The following is a 21,732-nucleotide window of genomic DNA, read 5'->3' as shown; positions in this document are numbered from 1 at the left end:
ATAATAAATTCCGGCATCTATAGGAACGGTGTCCAATCCTCGAAAGTCCTTTAGATGCTGAATCATCTTTATGGGGAAATGGTTGCATATGAAAGTAATAGTTAATTCTTGTGGTGGAATCTCGCAGGTTTTGTCGGTGTCGGACTGATAAAAACAGCAATATCCATACACTTTGTAAAAATCGTTAATTGTTAAATTGTCATCCGGACTTTTGTATTCAAGGATATTGTATCTTTTGAAAATCCTGCCGATATTCTTGTGAATCACTTCATTTTCAGCTACTTTGATAATCAACTCATCCATCTGCATGGGCTTTTTCGATAATAAATGCTCTGGCTCAAAGGTGAGTTTTTCGGCTTCTGCTTCAAATTCAATCTGGATTGATGCCTGAAAAGCCGGATGCCATTGAATCGTATCTTTTGTACCTTTCGTCAATTAAAGTCTCCTTTCATTATAAAGTTTTCAGTTACTTAATGCAATGACAAAGAGACAACAAAAAATACACCACTGAAGTGAAAATAATATAGAAATCTCCAATTATCAACTTGTCAAAAGCATTTCTTTTCATATCGGATTATGTTTCGGAATTCGAAACCCGAGATGAGAGCCTTGCGGCTTAGAAAATTCAGAGAAAAGAAGGTCTCTGAAGATGTAGGAATACAATAGCATGAATTTTGTGTTGTGTAAAGGGTAAGTTGCTATTTAGTTCATTAAATGGCAATACGTTTCTTACAAAAAATTGATATAAGAATTCTTGCTCAGATTCCATGAGCGGGAGACACATAAGAGCGTAAATTTTTGCTAAAAGCAAATGAATTTGAACTCAAACTTGCTGCTACGCAGCTTCGAACATGTTCGTTCAAATTCATTAACACAAAAATTTACGCTCTAAGTGTCTCCAACGCTCACTCCATATTCGCTCGAATTTCTTATATCAATTTTTTGTAAGTAATGTATCGGTGCAAGACGTGAATTAAATAGAACTTAAAGGATATGGGGGGGGACATCTGCGACAGGGAATTTTCGGGGATTGTAGATGCAAAATTTTGATGAGGTGTATCCGCACGTTATCGAAAACGTGGGATGTAGATGCAAAATTTGCGAAGGAAGTATCTTTAAATCCCAGATAAGGCAAGATGCAGATGCAATTGTACATGATAGATAGGCTGAAAAGCATCTGCAAGTTTAAAGAAAAGTAAGTTGCAGATACATCGGTCTCAAAAAAAGCATCTGCACAATGAATATCAAGGCAGTGCAGATACAACAATTACAAAAAGAGCATCTGCAACAGCGAACATTAAGCCAGTGCAGATACAACGGTTGCCACAAAGGCATCTGTACAAGCAAATAACCTCATGATATAGATACATCAGACACCAGAAAAGTAAATCCATCATCGCTCCACCTATTTCAATCACGGTACACCACAAAGAAAGAAAAAGACTATGCAATCCAGCGAATTGGAGTCAGGCTTGCCCGACGATGCTCCCGCAGGAGGGCATAGTCTTTATTTCTGGGACGGATACATCAAGCTTTTTTATGTTCGGAGGTTTACTAATAATGTTAATCGTAGAATGAAAAGGATTCTCTATGAGAATTTAGTGGGAAAGAGTCGGACCAGTCTTAAGGAAAATAATGATTATCCTGAAAATAAAAATAGTAATCATTACTATAATTATTGACAAACTGAAAAGAAGTTTATATAATCAGAGTAAAGAAAACTAGTTGATTAACATTTCAAGGAGGTTAAGGAAATGGCAACAAATAAATATGCAGGAACACAAACTGAGAAGAATTTACAAGAAGCATTTGCAGGAGAATCACAGGCAAGAAACAAGTACACTTATTTTGCTTCAGTTGCTAAGAAAGAAGGGTACGAGCAGATGTCAGCATTATTTTTAAAAACAGCTGATAATGAAAAAGAACATGCGAAGATGTGGTTCAAAGAGTTGACAGGAATCGGGAATACACAGGAGAATTTAGTGGCGGCCGCACAAGGTGAGAATTACGAGTGGACGGACATGTATGCAGGCTTTGCTAAAACTGCGGAAGAGGAAGGTTTTCCGGAACTTGCAGAAAAGTTTAGGGCTGTGGCAGAGATTGAGAAGCATCATGAAGAACGTTATCGTGCACTTCTTAAGAATATTGAGACTGCACAGGTATTTGAAAAAAGTGAAGTGAAAGTATGGGAGTGCCGCAATTGTGGTCACCTTGTTATCGGAACAAAGGCACCGGAAGTCTGTCCGGTATGCAAACATCCACAGAGTTACTTTGAAGTACATGCGGAAAACTATTAATGCAAATTGTTAATATTTATTATAAAAAATTTTATGATAAACTGAATCAAAAATGTAAACTTGTGGTGCAGGGAGAATTCCCTGCACCGCATCTGTATTTTAGAAAGAGGAGGAAGATTGTGGAATTAAGCAAAATAACTATTAAAAAAATCCGGGAACTGATTATATTTACAGCACTTCTTGTGGTTGCCCTGTGGAAGCTTGATGTGGTGCTCGATGTACTAAAAGCAATGTGGAAGATTATATTTCCATTCGTACTTGGTGGAGCAATCGCATTTGTGACCAATGTGCCAATGAGCTTTTTAGAAAAGAAATTTTTTGAAAAAGTAAAAAAAGAAAATAAAGCAGTTGAAAAACTGGCAAGACCGGTAAGTCTGCTTCTTACACTTGTATTGGTGATCGGTGTGATTGCAGTAGTGATGTTTGGTGTAATTCCACAGCTTACACGGACAATGGGAACTTTAATGATGAGTATCGCTGATTTTGTCCCGCAGATGCAAAGATGGATTCGAGAATTTTCCCATAATAACCAGGAGATTATGAAGCTGGTAAATCAATTACAATTTAATTCAGACCAGGCAATCAAGTGGGGAATAAGCTTTCTTGGAAATGGTGCAGGGAATATGATGAATACGACAATGTCGGCAGTTGGTTCTATAGTCAGTGGGCTGGCAACTTTTTTCATTGCATTTTCTTTTGCCTGTTATGTTCTGTTTCAAAAAGAAAAGCTGCATGTTCAAGTAAGAAAAGTATTTTTTGCTTTCCTTCCAAAACAGAAAGCGGATAGTATTCTCAAAGTTTGTTCCCTGACTTATCGGACATTTGCAAACTTTCTTACCGGGCAGTGCTTAGAAGCCGTGATTCTTGGATGTATGTTTTGTGTTATATTGAGTATTTTGAGGATGCCATATGCACTTCTGATTGGAGTTTTAATTGCGTTTACAGCTTTGGTTCCCATTTTCGGGGCTTTCATTGGGTGTGCAGTTGGAACATTTTTAATCTTTATGGTAAGTCCGAAACAAGCAGTTTTATTCATTATAGTATTTTTGGTGCTGCAACAGATTGAGGGAAATCTGATCTATCCACATGTTGTAGGTGAATCGGTAGGGCTTCCGTCGATTTGGGTGCTGGCAGCAGTTACAATTGGTGGAAATCTTATGGGAATTGTAGGCATGCTTATTTTTATTCCGCTGTTGTCAGTGTTCTATACTATTTTTCGCGAATTTGTATATTTGCGTTTGAAAAAACAACGTATTAAACAGGTAACAGAGACAGAAATATTCTTTGATTAAGTTTGAAAAAGGTGTTAAATATCAATTATGATTAAACGCTTTAAGAAAGGATAACCCATTATGAATACAGTAACAGTAAGAAATATTACGATTGGTGAAGGATGTCCGAAAATTTGTGTTCCCATCGTTGGCAAGACTCGTGAAGAAATCCTCAATGAAGCAGCTACTTTCATTACTCTTCCGGTAGACATTGCTGAATGGCGTGTAGACTGGTACGAAGATGTGTTCTCTATTCAGGAAGTACTGGATACAGCCCGTCAGTTAAAAGAGGCTCTGGGACAGATTCCGGTACTCTTTACATTCCGAACATCTAAGGAAGGCGGAGAAAAAGAAATCTCTCCGAAACAATATGCACAGTTGAACAAGGCTGTATCGGAAAGCGGTTTTGTGGATTTGATTGATGTGGAGGCATTTACCGGGGATGAAACTGTATCCTCTATCATTGCCCATGCTCATGCACATGGTGTAAAAGTGATTGCGTCGAATCATGACTTCGCAAAAACTCCGGAGAAGGACGAAATTGTACGTCGTCTCAGAAAAATGCAATCTCTTGATGCAGATATTCCAAAGATTGCTCTTATGCCAACTTGTAAAAAAGATGTTCTGACATTATTAGAAGCTACTTTAGAAATGTCTGAACAGTATGCAGATCGCCCGATTATCACTATGTCCATGGCAGGAACAGGGGTTGTAAGCCGTCTTACAGGTGAGACCTTTGGTTCCGCACTGACTTTTGGTGCAGCTTCCAAAGCTTCTGCTCCGGGACAGATTGGTGTTCATGAACTGGAACAGGTTCTGGACATCATACATAAAAGTTTAACGATTTAAAGTGAAAAATCATTGGAATGTATTGTGGTATAGAAAAACACCTGCTATAATAACAAAAAATAATAATCAGATAAGAAGGGGATAAGAAGAATGGGAGAACAATTTAACTATAATATTGTCCTGATCGGATTCATGGGAGTAGGAAAGAGTACTATCTCTGAGTTTTTGAAAACATCCTTTGCCATGGAGGTTATTGAGATGGATCAGATTATCGCAGAAAGAGAAGGTATGACTATTTCTGATATTTTTAAAATATACGGAGAAGAATATTTTCGCAATCTGGAGACCAATCTTCTTATCGAGATGCAGTCAAAAACGAATGTAGTGATTTCCTGCGGTGGCGGAACTCCAATGAGAGAATGTAATGTTGCTGAAATGAAGAAAAACGGACAGGTAGTTCTTCTGACTGCAAAACCGGAAACCATTTTAGAGCGTGTCAAAGACAGTCACGACCGCCCGCTGATTGAAAATAATAAGACAGTTTCATTTATTGCAGAGTTGATGGAGAAACGAAGAGAGAAATATGAGGCGGCAGCGGATATTATCATCGAAACAGACGGAAAAGATAAATCGCAGATTTGCGAAGAGCTGATTCTTAAGCTGCGTCAGATGGATGATAAATAAAATTTACATAATAGTTTAGTGATTTAACTGATGCAAAAATGCAGGAGTTAATAGGAGGATAAAAGATGGAACAGAGAATTAAAGGAACAACAGGTTTATTGGCATTAATCGGAAGTCCGGTAGGACATTCAGGCTCTCCGGATATGTACAATTTCTGTTTCCGTTATCATAATCTGGATTACAGCTATATGGCTTTTGATATCAAAGAAGATCAGGTGCCGGCAGCATTGGATGCGATGCGTTTATTTAAGATGAGAGGATGCAATGTAACTATGCCATGCAAAACAGCAGCAGCCCAGAACATGGATGAATTATCACCTGCAGCAAGAATCATTGGCGCTGTAAATACAATCGTTAATGAAAATGGAAAACTAGTTGGTCACATGACGGATGGTATCGGTTTCGTAGGAAATCTGAAAGATCATGGTGTAGATGTAAAAGGAAAGAAAATGGTAGTTTTAGGTGCGGGAGGAGCTGCAACAGCTATCCAGGTGCAGTGTGCATTGGACGGTGCAGCGTCTATTTCTATTTTCAATCCAAATGATCCTTTTCTTGATCGTGCAAAAAATACAGCAGCAAAGCTGAAAGCTGAAGTGCCTGATTGCGATGTTCAAGTATTTTGTCTGGATGATCAGGATAAATTAAAAGAAGAAATTGCAAAAGCTGATATTCTGGTAAATGGAACATCGGCAGGAATGAAACCTCATGAAGATTTTTCTCTGATCACAGATAAATCAGTATTTCGTCCGGATTTGATTGTATGTGATGTTGTATACAATCCAGAAGAAACAAAACTCCTTCGTGAAGCAAGAGAAGCTGGTTGCACAAAAACTATTGGCGGAAAAGGTATGCTTCTGTGGCAGGGAGTTGCAGCTTATAAACTGTATACTGGCATGGATATGCCTGTAGAAGAATATAAGAAATATCAAGCAGAAAACGAGAAATAAAAACTGAAGATATATAAGGGCAAGACTTGACAAAATTGAATTAATAAGCTCTCTTCCAAGCAGACAAGTAAAGTACAAATAACTTGTCGCTTGGAAGAGAGCTTATTGTTACTTCGCTGTTTTATTGTAAGAACCCTTTTCGGGATTCCGAAGGGGTTATATTTTTATACTGTGTAAATAATTTCGTGAAATATGCAGACATCACCATGAAAGGCTTCCATTCCTTTTTTGAGAGAGAAGGGTAATTTCTTTCTAATTAAAAATGAAAGAAAATGAATTCTCAGGAGGACTTTATAAGTAACTAAATATATTGCTTAATATGGTTAAATGTGTTTAAATGTACCTATGGAGGTATTATTATGAACACGTCAAATATCACGAATTATAAACCAAAAGATTTTGCTGAATTAATAGGTGTTTCTGTGAAAACATTACAGCGTTGGGACAGGGAAGGAATTCTAGAAGCAAATCGGACTCCAACTGATAGGCGTTATTATACTTACGACCAATATCTTCAATTTAAAGGCATAAAAACCCAAAATGATATACGCCAAGTAGTTATTTATGCAAGAGTTTCTACAAAGAATCAAAAGGATGATTTACAGAATCAAGTATCGTTTTTACGTCAATTCTGTAATGCCAGAGGCATTATTGTAGACCAATGTATTGAAGAATATGGAAGTGGTCTGAATTACAATCGTAAGAAGTGGAATAAATTATTGGATGAAGTAATGGAACAAAAAATCAAAACCATAATCATAACGCACAAAGATAGATTTATCAGATTTGGCTATGATTGGTTTGAAAAATTCTGCATGAAGTTTAATACGACCATAGTGATAGTAAACAATGAAGAACTATCACCACAAGAAGAACTCGTGCAGGATATTGTTTCTATTCTTCATGTGTTCTCCTGCAGGTTGTATGGACTCCGTAAGTATAAAAAACAAATAGAGAGGGATGAAGAAATTGTTAAAGAGCTTCAAGACGGAAATCAATCCCACACCGGAGCAGAAAATCAGGATTCACAAGACGATAGGCACTTGCCGATATGTCTATAACTTCTACCTTTGTCACAACAAAGCCTTGTATGATAAAGGTGAAAAGTTTATGACTGGTAAGGGCTTTAGTGTATGGCTTAACAATGAATACATTCCAAATAATCCTGATAAAGCATGGATTAAGGAAGTGTATTCAAAAGCCGTGAAAAGATCCATCGAAGACGGATGTACTGCTTTTACAAGATTTTTTAAACATCAGAGTGATTTTCCTAAATTTAAAAAGAAAGGTAAATCAGATGTAAAAATGTATTTCGTTAGAAATAACCCAAAGGATTGCGTGTGTGAAAGGCATAAACTTAAGATTCCAACTTTGGGTTGGGTCCGCATCAAAGAGAAAGGATATATTCCAACAACAAAAGATGGATATGTAATCAAAAGCGGTACGGTTTCAATAAAAGCTGACAGATACTATGTTTCAGTTCTTGTAGAACTGCCGGATAACAAGACAGCTGATAATTCCAATGAAGGAATTGGCATTGATCTTGGATTAAAGGATTTCGCCACTGTTTCTAATGGTAAAACTTATAAGAATATTAACAAATCAGCAAAATTAAAGAAACTTGAAAAACAACTTATTCGAGAACAGAGAAGTCTTTCTCGAAAATATGAAAATTTACAGAAAGGAGAGTCCACTCAAAGAGCGAATATACAAAAACAAAAGCTCAAGGTACAGAAACTTCATCATAGGATAGATAATATCCGTACCGACTACATTAACAAAACAATCGCAGAGATAGTGAAAACCAAACCATCCTACATTACGATTGAAGATTTAAATGTAAAAGGCATGATGAAAAACAGACATCTTTCAAAAGCAGTTGCGTCACAGAAATTTTATGAGTTTAGAATAAAACTTCAAGCTAAATGCAATGAAAATGGAATTGAACTTCGTGTAGCAGACAGATGGTATCCATCTTCTAAAACCTGCCATTGCTGCAAAAATATCAGGAAAGATTTAAAGCTTTCAGATAGAATTTTCAAATGTGATTGTGGTTATATCGAAGACAGAGATTTCAATGCTGCACTTAATTTGAGAGATGCTATGACTTACGAAGTTGCATAAATAAACGCAAACGTAGTTATGTACCGAAGGCTATTTCGGGAATTTACGACTGTGGAGTGTACAAGAACTTGTGAGTAGATATGATTTCGGTCAATCCAAAGCATACACGATAAAGCAGTAAGTAGAACTCGTGAGGGTCTACATTATCTCGGTGTGAGTATATTTAATCACATTTTGAGTGGCAGGACTATGATTATGGAACAGATGGATTTTTCAATAGAGCTATCAGAAAGTGAGATAGAAAAATTTGCAGATTATCTATACCAGAAAGAAAATGCAAAGGTAACAATCAATAAATATATGGCAGATATAAAAAAGTTTCTATCTTTTTTGGCAGATGATAAGCAGATCAATAAAAAAGTATTGTTGCAATATAAAGAATGGCTTGCTCAAAAATATGCTGTCAATAGTGTTAATTCGATGCTTGCCGCCTTGAATCAGTTCCTGGAATTTTTGAATGTAGGAAAGCTGAAAGTGAAAAGAATAAAAGTGCAGAAGCAGCCTTTTTTACAGGATCAGAAAGAATTGACAGAAAAAGAATGCAGGAAATTGATTGCAACAGCTATGGCAGAAGGAAAAGAACAGCTTGCATTGTGTATTGAAACAATAGCATGTACAGGAATTCGGATTAGCGAAATAAAATTTTTTACAGTGGAGCGTGTAAAATCTGGAAAGATAGAGATTTATAATAAAGGAAAGTATAGAAGGATTTTTTTGCCGAAGGTATTGCAAAGGAAACTTCTTTCCTATTGCCATAATAACCAAATAGCAGAAGGTTGGATATTTGTCACGAAAAATGGGAAGTTAAAAGACAGAAGTAATATTTGGAGAGAAATGAAACGATTAAAAGAAAAGGCAGGAGTAGCAGAATCAAAAATATTCCCGCATAATTTTCGACATCTATTTGCAAGGATTTATTATAAAGTGACAAAAGATATTACAGGTCTTGCGGATTTACTTGGACATAGCAGTATCAATGTAACGAGAATATATACAGCAACTACAGAAACAGTGTTCCAAAAGAAGCTGGATAAGATTGTCGAACAGGAAATATTGGAATGTACAACATAATATCTGTTATGTTGTTTATGGACAGATTAATTTTCGCAAGATATAATATTAAATAACACCCTGTTATCTGTTATGCTGTTCATATTACATAGTTCTTTTCTGATTTTTTTGGTAGCTGTGCCCTATTTAAGTACCGCTCTTGGTAAATTGGCTATAATCTTTATTATTTTTATTGCTTAAAGTTCTCTTTTAGAGGAAATGAATGACTTGCAGAAATAGGGTAGAACAGGTTAATAGAGGCACTGTACAACATAACAGATATTATGTTGTATTGATTTGGCAATGGATAAGGAGTAACGATGGGATATACTGTAAGAAAATTACTTGAATCAGAACAATTTCCAAAAATGAAGCTGCTTTGCGGTGAAAAAGGTCTAGATTTGGAAGTGAAAGGCATTCGAATAATCGAAATTGAAGATATGGAGCGATACCTGACGGGTGGTGAAATACTCATAACCAGTCTTCAGGTATATTTATCATGCAGTGATCGAGAAGTAGAGCAGCATTTTGAAGATTTAGTTAAAAGTGATATAAGTGGATTCATTGTAAAGAAAAGAATATGATCCTACAGGACGCAGATTGAGTTTATTAGAAAAACACTGCAAAAAATATGAAATTCCTCTGGTAGAAATTCCAGAAGATTTATATTACTGGGGAATTATCCGCCATGTTATAATGCAGGTATTCGATAAAGAAACTGCACGCTTAAAGTATTTTAAAATCACACATGATAATTTTAATACGTTTATTTTAAAAAATAATGGATCAAGCAATACAGCAAGTGATATTATCAAATTTTTAAGTATCATGATCGAGAATCCTGTTGTATTGTATTATGGTAATCTTAATTGTATGGTTTCAACAAACTCGGACAACTCCAAGTTAATATTGTCAGATGAAATTCAGCCATATAAACCCAATATTATTACGAAATTTCAATATATGAAGCAGATGAAGGGAAGCCGTGTTCAATATGTAGTGAAATTTGCCATATTGAGTGAGGTGGAAATATATATAACAATAACAGAAGAAAATAGAGAACTGATAGAACTTGATTATATGGCAATCGAGAATGCGATTATTAACTTGCAGTATGGATTTTTGAGTGAATTTGCACAGGATGAAGTGAAAAAGAAGTATCAGAGAGATATTATCCATAATATTCTGAATGGATTACTGAGTTCGAAAGAAATGACTGAAGCGGCAGCACAGCTCGGCATGAAAGAAAGCGATACTTACAGGGTTGTTGATTTTCATACCATCAAAAAAAATGTACAAAGAAAATATACAAAAGAACAGCTTCACGAAGTAGGTGTTATCGTGGGTGAATTGACGTATCTTTTGCCGGATGCGCTTATTTACAGAAATATGGATCAGATTGTTATGATTCAACAGGTAGATTCCAATCAGACAGAACTGGAGTATCAGAAAGAGATGGAAGAAGTAGAGGAGCTTATCCAGCGAAGCATCCTTTATAGAAAGAAAGATACAGACTTTCAGATTGGTATAGGAAAAAGTGTGGAAGGGTATCAACGGCTGAAAGAATCTTATCACGAAGCAAGTCGGGCTATCAAGTATATAGACATTATCCGCCTGGTGACTGGTGATAAGAATAAGTCAGTAGTACATTATTCGAACCTCGGATTTTTCCAGATATTCGGCGAAATTGATGATGTGATGGAACTGGAAAGATACATTCCGGAAACATTAAAGAAATTATATTTATATGATGATGAACATAAGGGAGAATTGATTACAACCTTGCAGATGTATCTTAGAAATAAGCAAAGTATTAGGAAAACTGCAGACGAAATGTTTGTTCATTATAGAACAATATCTTACAGGCTTGAAAAAATAAAACAAATTTCCGGAATAAATTTTGACAATGCAAATGAAGTACTGGCAGTCAGTAATGGCCTGATTATTTATAAAATGTTAAAAGAAATAGAATAGAAAAAGAAAGAGAAATCGTGTTGCGGCATGGTTTCTTTTTTTGAACGAAGTTCATAAAAAGATATTAATGGAAGAGTATCAATACAATGGAATAGATTTTACAAAAAAATAAAAAAACTTTTCCTGTTTGGAACATTATAAAAACAATTAAAAGGGTATACAATTTAGAAACATTGATGAGAAACATTCTCTGATTTAAATAGACAATGAGAAAAAATTATATTGAAAACCCATCATCGCATTACTATATGTTGCGATATTATTATTTATAGAATTCTAGATCTTATATCTGATGATAGAGTAGAACGATCCCCATATCTTGATGAAATTGATGGAAATTTCTGAATAATCGATTTCATCGTCCGCCAGGAACTCACTAATTTTTTTAGGACGAACTAATACTTGAAATAGTTTAGTTAAGGGAAGGGGGAAAACTATGCAGCTTACAATTACAACGGATTATGCTATCAGAATCGTATGTTATCTGGCAGCACAAAGGCAGATGATCTCTACATCAGAATTATCTCAGGAACTAAGTGTTCCATCCAGTTATATTCCAAAAATAACAAAAAAGTTAAAGCAAGCAGGAATCATAAAAGCCTGTGAAGGGATAAATGGTGGATATCAGATTGCAAAACAGCCAGAGAATATATCTTTAAGGGATGTGATATCGTGTACAGAATCCACCATGGCAATTAGTAGGTGCCTGGAAAAAGAAGGAGGTTGTTCCAGAAATTATATATACTGCTGTAAAGTACATCAGATTCTGCTGGAACTGCAAAATATATACAATAACCGCTTGGAAAGCGTAAAGATATCAGACATTATCCGTCCTGGTAAGGATGAATATTTTGGAAGATTTTATGTGGTTATAAAAGTTAATCTGAGAGAAAAAAATTATGAATGTATTTATTCTAATAATCATGATGTCTATGAACAAGTAAAAACAGCAGAATCATATGATGATTTTATAAAAAAATATGCAGAAAAATATATTTGTGAAGCAGACTGGGTGAATGTCCAGAAATGTCTTGCAGGTGAGAATTTAACAGAACATCTTGTAGATGGATGTGTGGAAGAAGAAATTTTCTATCGCGGAATCATCGAAAATAACGGTACATCGTATGTATGGATGAAAGCTAGTAAGTATGTGGATGTAAAGGAAAATACAGCAATTATTACATTTCATAATACAAAAGTGATTCCGAATACGATTGTAACAATAGAACAGGAGCTAAGAAAAAAAGAACAGGATGTTTGTATGGAACTCGAAAATGCGACTATTAACTTACATGATGGATTTTTGAGTGAATTTGCACAGGATGAAGAAAAAAAGACGTATCAGAGAGATATTATCCAAAATATTCTGAATGGATTACTGAGTTCGAAAGAAATGACTGAAGCGGCAGCACAGCTCGGAATGAAAGAAAGCGATACTTACAGGGTTGTTGATTTTCATACCATCACAAAAAATGTACAAAGAAAATATACAAAAGAACAGCTTCACGAAGTAGGTGTTATCGAGGGTGAATTGATGCATCTTTTACCGGATGCGCTTATTTACAGAAATATGGATCAGATTGTTATGATTCAACGGGTAGATTCCGATCAGACAGAACTGGAATATCAGAAAGAGATGGAAGAAATAGAGGAGGTTATCCAGCAAAGCATCCTTCATAGAAAGAAAGATACAGACTTTCAGATTGGTATAGGAAAAAGTGTGGAAGGGTATCAACGATTGAAAGAATCTTATCACGAAGCAAGTCAGGCTATCAAGTATATTGAGATTATCCGCCAGGTGACTGGTGATAAGAGTAAGTCAGTCGTACATTATTCAAACCTCGGATTTTTCCAGATATTCGACAAAGTTGATGATATGACGGAATTGGAAAGATGCATTCCGGAAACATTAAAGAAATTATATTTATATGATGATGAACATAAGGGAGAATTGATTACAACATTGCAGATGTATCTTAGAAATAACCAAAGCATCAAGAAAACAGCAGGTGCAATGTTTGTTCATTATAGAACGATATCTTACAGGATTGAAAAAATAAAACAAATTTCCGGAATTAATTTTGACAATGCAAATGAAGTGCTGGCAGTCAGTAATGGTCTGATTATTTATAAAATGTTAAAAGAAATAGAATAGAAAAAGATAAAGAAATCGTGTTGAGGCATGGTTTCTTTTTTTGAACGAAATTCATAAAAAGATATTATATGGAGAATATCGATATAATGGAACAGATTTTACAAAAAAACGGATAAATATTTTCATTGATTGTACATTATATTAACCGGTTTCAATCTGTATAATTGGGAAACTGATGAGAAAATATTTCAGGAAAAGAATGACTGCTACAGAGGATAGTATTTTTTTGATACAAACTAAGACTTTGCAGGGCTTAGATTAGAGGTTCGGATATGAAGAAAAAAAGAAGGATAAAGAACAGAATTATCGCAGTAATACTATGTATGGCTATCTTATTTTCTCAAGTGAATATTGCGGATGCGGCAGACGTAAATCCATCGGGTACCAACACTAGTCAAGTGACACTTTCTGATGATGCCAATAAGAGTAATGGTGAAGTATCAACCGAGTCCACAGTTTCAGATGAAATAAATGACACCACGGAATCCGAATCTAAGATATCGGAGGAAACAAGTGAAAACTCGAAAAATGACGAATCGGAATCGTCCGGTGGAAATGTTAAAGCGGAATCAACAGATAATATAGATGCTTATTATAAGGATAGTAAAATATGCATCTATAATTATGAACAATTAAAACAGATTGGTTCAGATGCTTATATTTACACAGGTGATAAGGATGGAAAGATTGGTTCTGGAGAAGTAGTAAAGAGTGAAGGCACAGAGCTGAAATACGGTGCAGATGCCCAGTACATTTTGATGAATGATATCCAGATGAACTTGGAACAGATGTGGTCAGTGCCGGATTCCTTTACCGGAACTATCACAGGTACGAAAGTAGAAGAAAACGAAACACCAACGCTGTATGATAAGGAAACGGATACCATCTACATATACAATCCATATCAGTTAATGGTACTTGCACAGGAAGAATCTGAAACGGAACCTGTTATGACATTAGATTATGATGCACCACAGTTTGGTATGGGGCAGATGATTTACCCGGATGGAGAAGATCAGGAGTATCTGACTTATAGTAAGTCTCATAATTATGTGTTATCGCAGAAGTTTAATTCGGATAAGCCAGAACTGGTTGCAGATCAATTGACAGAAAAATCAGCGAATGGAGTTCAGTGGCTAGATGGTGAGCATGCAGATGGAAGAACAAAACCGGGACAATTATATGTAGAAGTTTCCGGCAAGAAATATATTCTGATCGGAAATGAGTCACAGTTGCGGGCGATTGGAAGCAATAAGAGCGTAACTCCGAGACTGTATGTTTATTACCGTCAGGGGTTAGTAAGCGGATTACTTGGCGGAAAGCCTTTCTACACACCATACTATCCAGGCGATGCGGATCTTGGACTTGATGCTGTTGCTGCAGAAGGGGCAACTACCCATCTTTCTGGATTCCAACAAAAGCCAGATACAGTGAAAGGTGATAACTCGTATCTATATTATAAAGATAATGGTAAGTATAAGCTGGCAGATGTCGATTTGACAAGCGATGATATTGTTACGGGTCTGTTGAAGGGAGTAGGCGGACTGTTAGGGACATTATTGGGTGGTCTTACAGTAGGAACTGGTAGTTTATGTGGCGTTAACGACCAAGGGTTACCTGACAATGAAACAGCGAGTCTGATGAAGTTAAAGCAAGAATATGGTGGCTTAAAATATTCATCCAATGCAAATTACATCATTTTTCGAGATATTGACTTATCCAAGGATGGTGTGAACTCAAATAAAGAAGATGATCTGTGGACACCGCTTATGGTGTCGGGGGACATCAAAGGTGCAAAGTTAGCAGATGGACAGGCGACACTTACGGATGGAAATTCTATTTTGGCAACTGGAAAACCTGTAATTTCTAATGTGAATGTGAACCAGACAGAAGAAATGGATGGTTCTAAGTATATAGGAATTGGATTTTTTGGAACAATTACGAATGAGGTGAATGTAAACAACATTGGTGTCAGCGCCGGAACGGTTTCCGTATCAAACCTGGAATTACAAAATGTAAATGTACAAAATAACACGAATAAACATAAAAACACTCAGACCATAATAAGTGGACTCACATCAGGACTTGGATGGCTTGTAGGTGGTGTAGTTGATTTACTAGTAGGAGTTTTAACATTTGGAAACGTAAACCTGAATTTGAAAGATACATTATCAGCACTTTTAAATGCAAGAGCAAAGGATCCGACGATTTATGCAACAGGTGCATTCGCTGGAAGGCTAGTGGGTGATGTTTCCATTGAAAACTGTGATGTGACAGGAAAAGTCAGTGTTTCGAATATTAATGATCGTACTGGTGGGTTTGTCGGTTATACAGAAGGTGTAACAGAGTATGACGGATTGTCAAAAGCTCTTGGAGTAACGGTGAATGCATTATCATCATTGTTAAATGCAATTCCGGGACTTGGGCTTGGAGATTTGATCACAATTCTTCTGGACAATGCATTGCCGGTTGGTAGTTTAATCCCTACTGGATACAAAAATGTAAATATCAAATACTGTCATGTAGAGAATCTGGCAGGAACTATCGGAGCTGCGGATAAAGATTATGCAGGTGGTTTTGTAGGACAGCAGGTAGGAACAAGAATCTTTGACTGCTCCGTGAAAAACAGTAGTTATTCTGTAACGGCAAAAGAATACGGCGGAGGATTTGCAGGAATCAGCAGAGATGCAGAAATCCGAGGTTTGTTAAGTGATGTAGGTGTTGAACTTATTCGAGTAATGCAGCCACAGAGTATCTTGTTAAATTGCAATCTGACAGGATGTAATGTCTCAGTATCTGGTGAAAATTATCAAGGTGGTATTGTAGGAGCACAGACAAACAGCTATGCAGTCAATTGCGGAGTGAGCGGAAGCATTGCAGTTAAAGCAAGCGGAAGTTATGCCGGTGGTGTGAGTGGTATTTCAACAGTTGGATGGATTACAAACCTTGGAAATAAAGAAGTCAAGGATGCAAGCCTTTTAACAACAGTGAAAGACTTGTTGACAGGTCTTTTGTCGAGTAATCCGGAAAAAGCAGGTATGCTCTTGTCACTTGTAGGAATTGCACCATCAGCAATCTTGGGATGTAACATGGATTGTTCATCAGTTTCAGTTGAGGCTGGTAAGAGCTATTCCGGTGGTATTCTTGGTGGCGGTGATGGCGTCTATATTGCAGAATCCAGTTCCGAATATTTAAATAAACTTCCGTATTGGAAACATGGCGGAGGAGATGCGAGCAGTGTAGCCCAAAGAGATAATGTGCTTACAGGATTAAAAACAGTTACGGCAGGTGAAAATCGTGTCGGCGGTATTGCAGGAAGTGTAACAACAGCAAATGTCACAGGACTTTTAAATAATACGCTTGGAATCGGAAACTTCCTTGGATTTACTGTGCATCATGTAACGGTGACTGGAGTAAATGATGGATATACAGTAGAAGCAAAAGAAAATTATGCCGGCGGAGCGCTTGGTGAGGCTGTTGGTGGAGATGTGGATACTGTAACATTAAATCAGGTAAAATTTGTTACAGCAAAAAACAGAGTCGGTGGTTTTGCTGGTTGTGCAGGTCCAGGAGATCTGGCAGGTGGAAACGGACTGACTTTGAATCTGTTAGGACTGAATAACTTGCTGAAAGTAGAAAATCTGCTTTCTGTGGCAGAAGGTGTCAGAGTTAAAATCAACGAAGCTCATGTAAATGGCATCGCAGCTCATGTAAATGGCATCGCAGGAGGCATGACTGTAGAAGCAACAGGTACAAATTCCAACGGCGAAGTAGTGGATTATACGGCCGGTGGTTTCATCGGAAAGAGTAACAGCTGTGAGATCATTAAGTCCGATGTGAAAAATTTAAAAGAAGTAACAGCAAATGATACAGATGGTTTTGCAGGAGGATTTGTAGGTTCTTCACAGACCGGAGGGCTTGCAGATGTAGCTGGTGAAGCGGATGTTAAGGCTTTGTTAAATGCAAATAAGTTGTTAGGTGCTGTCACGTACTTGCTTCCTTCTTATACAGAGTGCACGGTTACTTATGTTGATAAAGGCGGAGTTGCTGCAGATACAGCAGGCGGTTTTGCCGGAAACTTCCAGAGTGGAACGGTTAACAACCAGGGCGCAGGAGAAGGTAACTATTATTCTGTATATAATCTTGACCATGTAAACGGGCAATCTTATGCCGGAGGCTTTGGTGGAAATGTTTACTCCGGAGCATTGGCAGATGCTGGAGGTGGAATCAGCATTCTTGGAAAACTCAACGGGCTGACTATTAATGTCGGTGATCTACTGAACCTGATCAATGCTTACATTCCATATGTACAGTATGCAGGAGTCAAGTCAGACAACGGATTTACAGTCACTGCGAACAAGATGAAATCAGAGGACAGCCATTCTGGAAGTGCCGGAGGATTTATCGGATATGGAAGTGGTGTTCAGGTAAGCTACTGTGATGTTACGAGTCTGAAACATACAAGTGTAACAGAACCTGTGAAAGGTTTGGAAGACACAGATGGCTCAACCTATTTTAATGATGTAAAGAGCCAGTATGCAGTAACCGGTGCAAGATATGCTGGTGGTTATATCGGCTATATGGATATTGGTTCCGCAGCTTCTGTTGGAAAAGGCTTGAGTATTCTTGGAAAATCGATAGGAATTAATAATGTGCTGGATGCATTAAATGTCGTTGTTTCTACAATTGAGCATTCAAATGTCACAGGAAATGTTGGAGGATTTGCAGTAAAGGCTTCTTGGAAAAATACTGCTTCTGATGCGTCAGAAAATGATGTTTTTGGAGATGCCGGTGGATTTGCCGGAAAGATTTCCGGTGGACACATTCAGGACTCCAACGCAAATAACTTTTCTTATATCATTGGTCAGATTACAGCCGGTGGTTATGTAGGAGACTTGCAGCCGGGAAATGTGGCAAATGTTCTTGGAAACACAACTATTTTAGAAGGACTTGTTAATGTAAAAAGTGCATTAGCATCTGTTGCAGAGGACTTTGTACCAACGATCAGAAACAGTTCTACAACATGTATTCCTTGCGGTGGTGCAGTTCGTGCAGATGCGGCTTCCACAACACAGGTACAACGAGGTATGGCCGGAGGTTATGCAGGACATAATGAAGGTGGTCACATCTGGGGAAACAATACAAAGAATTGGAAAGGTAAAGAATATACCGAACCAACAAGTACTTGTAAAGCAGTAAGAATCCGCTCGGTATACGGAAAAGAAATCGCAGGTGGTTTCACAGGTCTTATGGAGTCAGCCGATACGGCAAGTACCGGAAATCTGTCCTTATTATGGGGACTGGTAAAAGCAGATAACATCCTTGGAGCACTCAGCGTTGTCTATCCAACGGAAGAAAATACGGCAGTTTACGGTCCACTTGCCTTGATGGATTATAAAACTTGGAATGATTGGGTAGAATTCGTTGGTAAATATAAAGGTTACGGAAGTGATCTTGCAAAGAATGGTAAAGTAAACAGTCAAGAAGAACTTGATGCGATTATTGGGAAATATATATATGGATACAATATTGTAGCAGGAAGAGTCAATTACCGGGATGAGACAAAACTGGCAAATGGCGGAGCAGCCGGTGGCTATGTCGGATCAATGCAGACCGGAACTATTACAAATGGACAGGCTTATCAGGCGAAGACGATTAAGGGACTTCGATGCGCCGGAGGTTTTGCCGGAGAAATGGTGAATGGAGGAGCAGCAAATCTAGGAGACGTTGATATCCTTGGTCTTAATCTGCAATTAGGACGAATGATAGATGTTCTTAATGTATTTGTACCAGTAATTAAGCAGTCTTCTGTGGAAGGTTATCAGAGTGGACTGATTGTCCAGTCTGAAGGAATAAATGACAAGGATGCCTGTGGTTATGCAGGTGGTTATGTAGGAAAACTGATTGGTGGGCAGATATGGGGCGAAAATGATACACGCTGCAAGGTCACAAAGCTGAGACGAGTTGACGGAAGGAGCTATGTCGGAGGATTTGTTGGAAGCTCCAGACCGGGAAGTGTTGCGACGGTAGATCCATTGGCTGGGGAAGGATTATTTTTAAGCAAATTATTAAATAAACTGCTAGATGCTCCGTCAGATTTTATAAAAGTTATGGATGCGACCGTAGCAACAATCCGTTATGCAGATGTTATTTCCTGGGATGACTGGGGAATCATTATAAATGGAGCTTATTCAAGTGGAGGCAGCAACACTTCATACGCAAAAGCAGCAGGAGGATTTGGCGGAAGTCTGGTAGGAACCGTACTTGGGAAAAAAGACACAAAAGAAGCGGGAATTTCTGTACAGGGAATTCGGTCTGTTATCGCCGGTGAATATGCCGGAGGCTGCTTTGGAATCGCAGATGTCGATGCTGGAGTGCAGGTTTCAGGAAAGACAGAGACAGAACTATTAAAAAATCTGCTTCAGCTTGGGCGGACAGATGTCTTAGATGCGTTCCGTACCTATGTATACGATGGAGCTGTAAGTGGAAGTGCGGATGCGGGCTTAAGCGTAAGTGCTCATACAGCCGTGAAAAGTGGACAGAATGATGCCGTAACATACAGTGGAACAGCCGGAGGATTTGGTGGGTCTCTATTAAATAGCTCTGTAAAAAACAGTAGTGTTACAAAGCTTTCTAATGTAACCGGGCAAAACAGCACCGGAGGCTTTATCGGTTATTCAGGAAAAAGTGGTGTTGTGGACATGAACAAAATCGATGTCCTTGGCAATAATAAATGGCAGCTCCTCGGAGGAGCAGCAGGTGTCTTGGATGTATTCGGTTCACATATTGAGGACAGCACTGTAGCCGGAGTGGATGGCGGTTATACCGTACAAAGCAGTGGAGGCAAGGAACAGATTGCCGGAGGTTTTATCGGTTATGCAAATCTTGCAAGAATGTCAGGGTGTATAGCCGGAGACAGTAATATTCAGGCAAACGGGCTCAAACAGGTTGCATCCGGAGGAACAGCAGGAGGCTTTGCCGGAAGGACAAGCTACGAATACCTTGGAAATATAGATCTGGATTCCACATTAGTGAATTCATTACTTACAATTTTAAATCAACTAGTGAAAGCACTCTATCTGGATAAGCTTCAGGCAGCTAATCTGTTGAATATTGATCTGGGAATTATTCAGATCAAGGCAGCCTATGAAGGTGATTTGCTGAGTGTCAATCTGTTAGGATTAAAAATCTCTGTAGGCCTATCCAAAGCTTCTACAGAAAATCAACAGCAGACAGATTTTGCGATTATTAAAATCGGAGATTCCACAATCAAGCTTCCATGTGATTCAAATGGAATCAAACAGGATGATGATACAAAGTCGAATATCAGTATCAGTTTGATTAAAGCGAACCGTACAAAGATTACAGACAGCAATGTCTATGGCATCAGTTATGGATATGATGTCTATGCCGGTGGAGCCGGAAACGATAAAGATGGTTCTGTCGAGGCTGGTCAAAGTGGAGGTTTTGTTGGATTCAACGACGAAGGTCTTCTTCAGAATAACAACATGTACTACTGTGACGTAGTTCGAGGAACAAAAAATCTTGTCGGACCATTTAGCGGAAAAAGTAAATTGGATTCTGTATATGAATTTAATACACAGGAAAAGGTGGAAGGCGAGAATAACGATTATCGTATTTATAGAAAGCTGGATATGAGACTGGATCAAATCAAAAAGAATTCGAATAAGTTGAATCTCAGCTATGCAAAAGATACATCCAGTGGATGGGATATTTACACACTGGGACATATGAATACGGTAAAAAGCTATGATACTTTGCAAAATGCAAAGCTGACAGATGGAACATCGTCTACAACAGCGGAGCTTAAAGCTTACGAATCGTCAGCAAAAGCAGTATTGATGTCAGATACCAAAACAACATTGAACACGGGAGATAGTGATACACCGGAACCATCCGAGTCACAGGATCCATGTGATGAGAACATCAAGCTGACGATCAATAAAGTTTGGAAGGATTTAAACAATTTTGATAATTCAAGACCAAACAGTATTACGGTAACAATATCACGTACCTGGAAAGATAAGGCAGGAAAGGAAACGACAGAAACAGTTTCAGGTTACGGGAATTATAAAATAGAAGGTTCCAGCGATAAATCTAAATGGCAGAAGGTAATAAAAGGACTCCCGGCATACAAGACAGATGGAGATGATATTTATTATTACACGTATTCCATCACAGAAGCAAAAGTGGATGGTTATACAACAACGATAGATAAATCGCCAGATGGATTTACATTCACGATAACCAATCAACATTTCCCGGGACTTCCGGATACCGGAGGACAAGGAAGAAACCTTATTTATTTGATAGCTGTTCTGCTTTTCCTGGCATATTTCGTAATAAGATATAAAAAATGCAAGGAAAATAAAAAAGCAGAAAAACTATAAAAGAAAAATTCTCAAGAAAAGGAGACAATA

12 protein-coding genes and 1 pseudogene are annotated in these 21,732 nt (G+C 37.7%); 12 read left to right on the top strand and 1 reads right to left on the bottom strand.

The features are described from left to right. Window positions 1-435 (bottom strand): annotated as a pseudogene (locus tag D8Q48_RS06205) (3-isopropylmalate dehydrogenase); the annotation flags it as partial. A gap of 1,319 nt (window positions 436-1,754) precedes the next feature. On the opposite strand from D8Q48_RS06205, the gene rbr reads away from it, so the two are divergent. From rbr to D8Q48_RS06145, 12 genes are all read left to right on the top strand, one after another. Next, a complete protein-coding gene (gene rbr / locus D8Q48_RS06195) occupies window positions 1,755-2,297 on the top strand; it encodes a rubrerythrin (RefSeq protein ID WP_117990155.1) in 543 nt (180 codons plus the stop codon). A gap of 119 nt (window positions 2,298-2,416) precedes the next feature. Further along, a complete protein-coding gene (locus tag D8Q48_RS06190) occupies window positions 2,417-3,589 on the top strand; it encodes an AI-2E family transporter (protein WP_243116245.1) in 1,173 nt (390 codons plus the stop codon). Between the two features lie 60 nt (window positions 3,590-3,649). After that, window positions 3,650-4,417, top strand: coding sequence for a type I 3-dehydroquinate dehydratase (gene aroD / locus D8Q48_RS06185; protein ID WP_121055893.1), 768 nt, complete (start codon window positions 3,650-3,652; stop codon window positions 4,415-4,417). Between the two features lie 90 nt (window positions 4,418-4,507). After that, window positions 4,508-5,041 (top strand): shikimate kinase, encoded by a 534-nt coding sequence (locus D8Q48_RS06180; RefSeq protein ID WP_330514268.1) that lies wholly within the window; start codon window positions 4,508-4,510, stop codon window positions 5,039-5,041. Between the two features lie 65 nt (window positions 5,042-5,106). Beyond that, window positions 5,107-5,988: a shikimate dehydrogenase gene (gene aroE, locus D8Q48_RS06175; protein WP_121055891.1), complete on the top strand. Its 882-nt coding sequence runs from the start codon at window positions 5,107-5,109 to the stop codon at window positions 5,986-5,988. A 374-nt stretch (window positions 5,989-6,362) separates the two neighbouring features. Next, window positions 6,363-7,049, top strand: coding sequence for an IS607 family transposase (locus D8Q48_RS06170; RefSeq protein ID WP_172696948.1), 687 nt, complete (start codon window positions 6,363-6,365; stop codon window positions 7,047-7,049). Continuing rightward, entirely contained in the window at window positions 6,958-8,112 is a 1,155-nt protein-coding gene (locus D8Q48_RS06165; protein WP_347562289.1) for a transposase, read from the top strand. Before D8Q48_RS06170 ends, D8Q48_RS06165 begins: the two co-directional genes overlap by 92 nt. Window positions 8,113-8,307: 195 nt before the next feature. Then, entirely contained in the window at window positions 8,308-9,183 is an 876-nt protein-coding gene (locus D8Q48_RS06160; RefSeq protein ID WP_243116244.1) for a tyrosine-type recombinase/integrase, read from the top strand. Window positions 9,184-9,482: 299 nt separating this feature from the next. Continuing rightward, window positions 9,483-9,746, top strand: coding sequence for a PucR family transcriptional regulator ligand-binding domain-containing protein (locus tag D8Q48_RS17510; protein ID WP_243116243.1), 264 nt, complete (start codon window positions 9,483-9,485; stop codon window positions 9,744-9,746). Between the two features lie 16 nt (window positions 9,747-9,762). Next, window positions 9,763-11,136: a helix-turn-helix domain-containing protein gene (locus D8Q48_RS06155; RefSeq protein ID WP_243116242.1), complete on the top strand. Its 1,374-nt coding sequence runs from the start codon at window positions 9,763-9,765 to the stop codon at window positions 11,134-11,136. Window positions 11,137-11,572: 436 nt separating this feature from the next. Beyond that, the gene (locus D8Q48_RS17120; protein ID WP_191855114.1) at window positions 11,573-13,291 is read left to right on the top strand and encodes an Rrf2 family transcriptional regulator; all 1,719 of its coding nucleotides are present in this window, start codon (window positions 11,573-11,575) and stop codon (window positions 13,289-13,291) included. A 272-nt stretch (window positions 13,292-13,563) separates the two neighbouring features. Continuing rightward, entirely contained in the window at window positions 13,564-21,702 is an 8,139-nt protein-coding gene (locus D8Q48_RS06145) for a Cna B-type domain-containing protein (RefSeq protein ID WP_121055887.1), read from the top strand. Window positions 21,703-21,732: the final 30 nt, after the last annotated feature.

Origin of the sequence: Ruminococcus sp. B05, assembly GCF_003628495.1 — a bacterium.
GTDB lineage: Bacteria > Bacillota > Clostridia > Lachnospirales > Lachnospiraceae > Schaedlerella > Schaedlerella hominis.
Note: the sequence above shows the minus strand (reverse complement) of the source record. Positions and strands in the feature narration are given on the sequence as shown.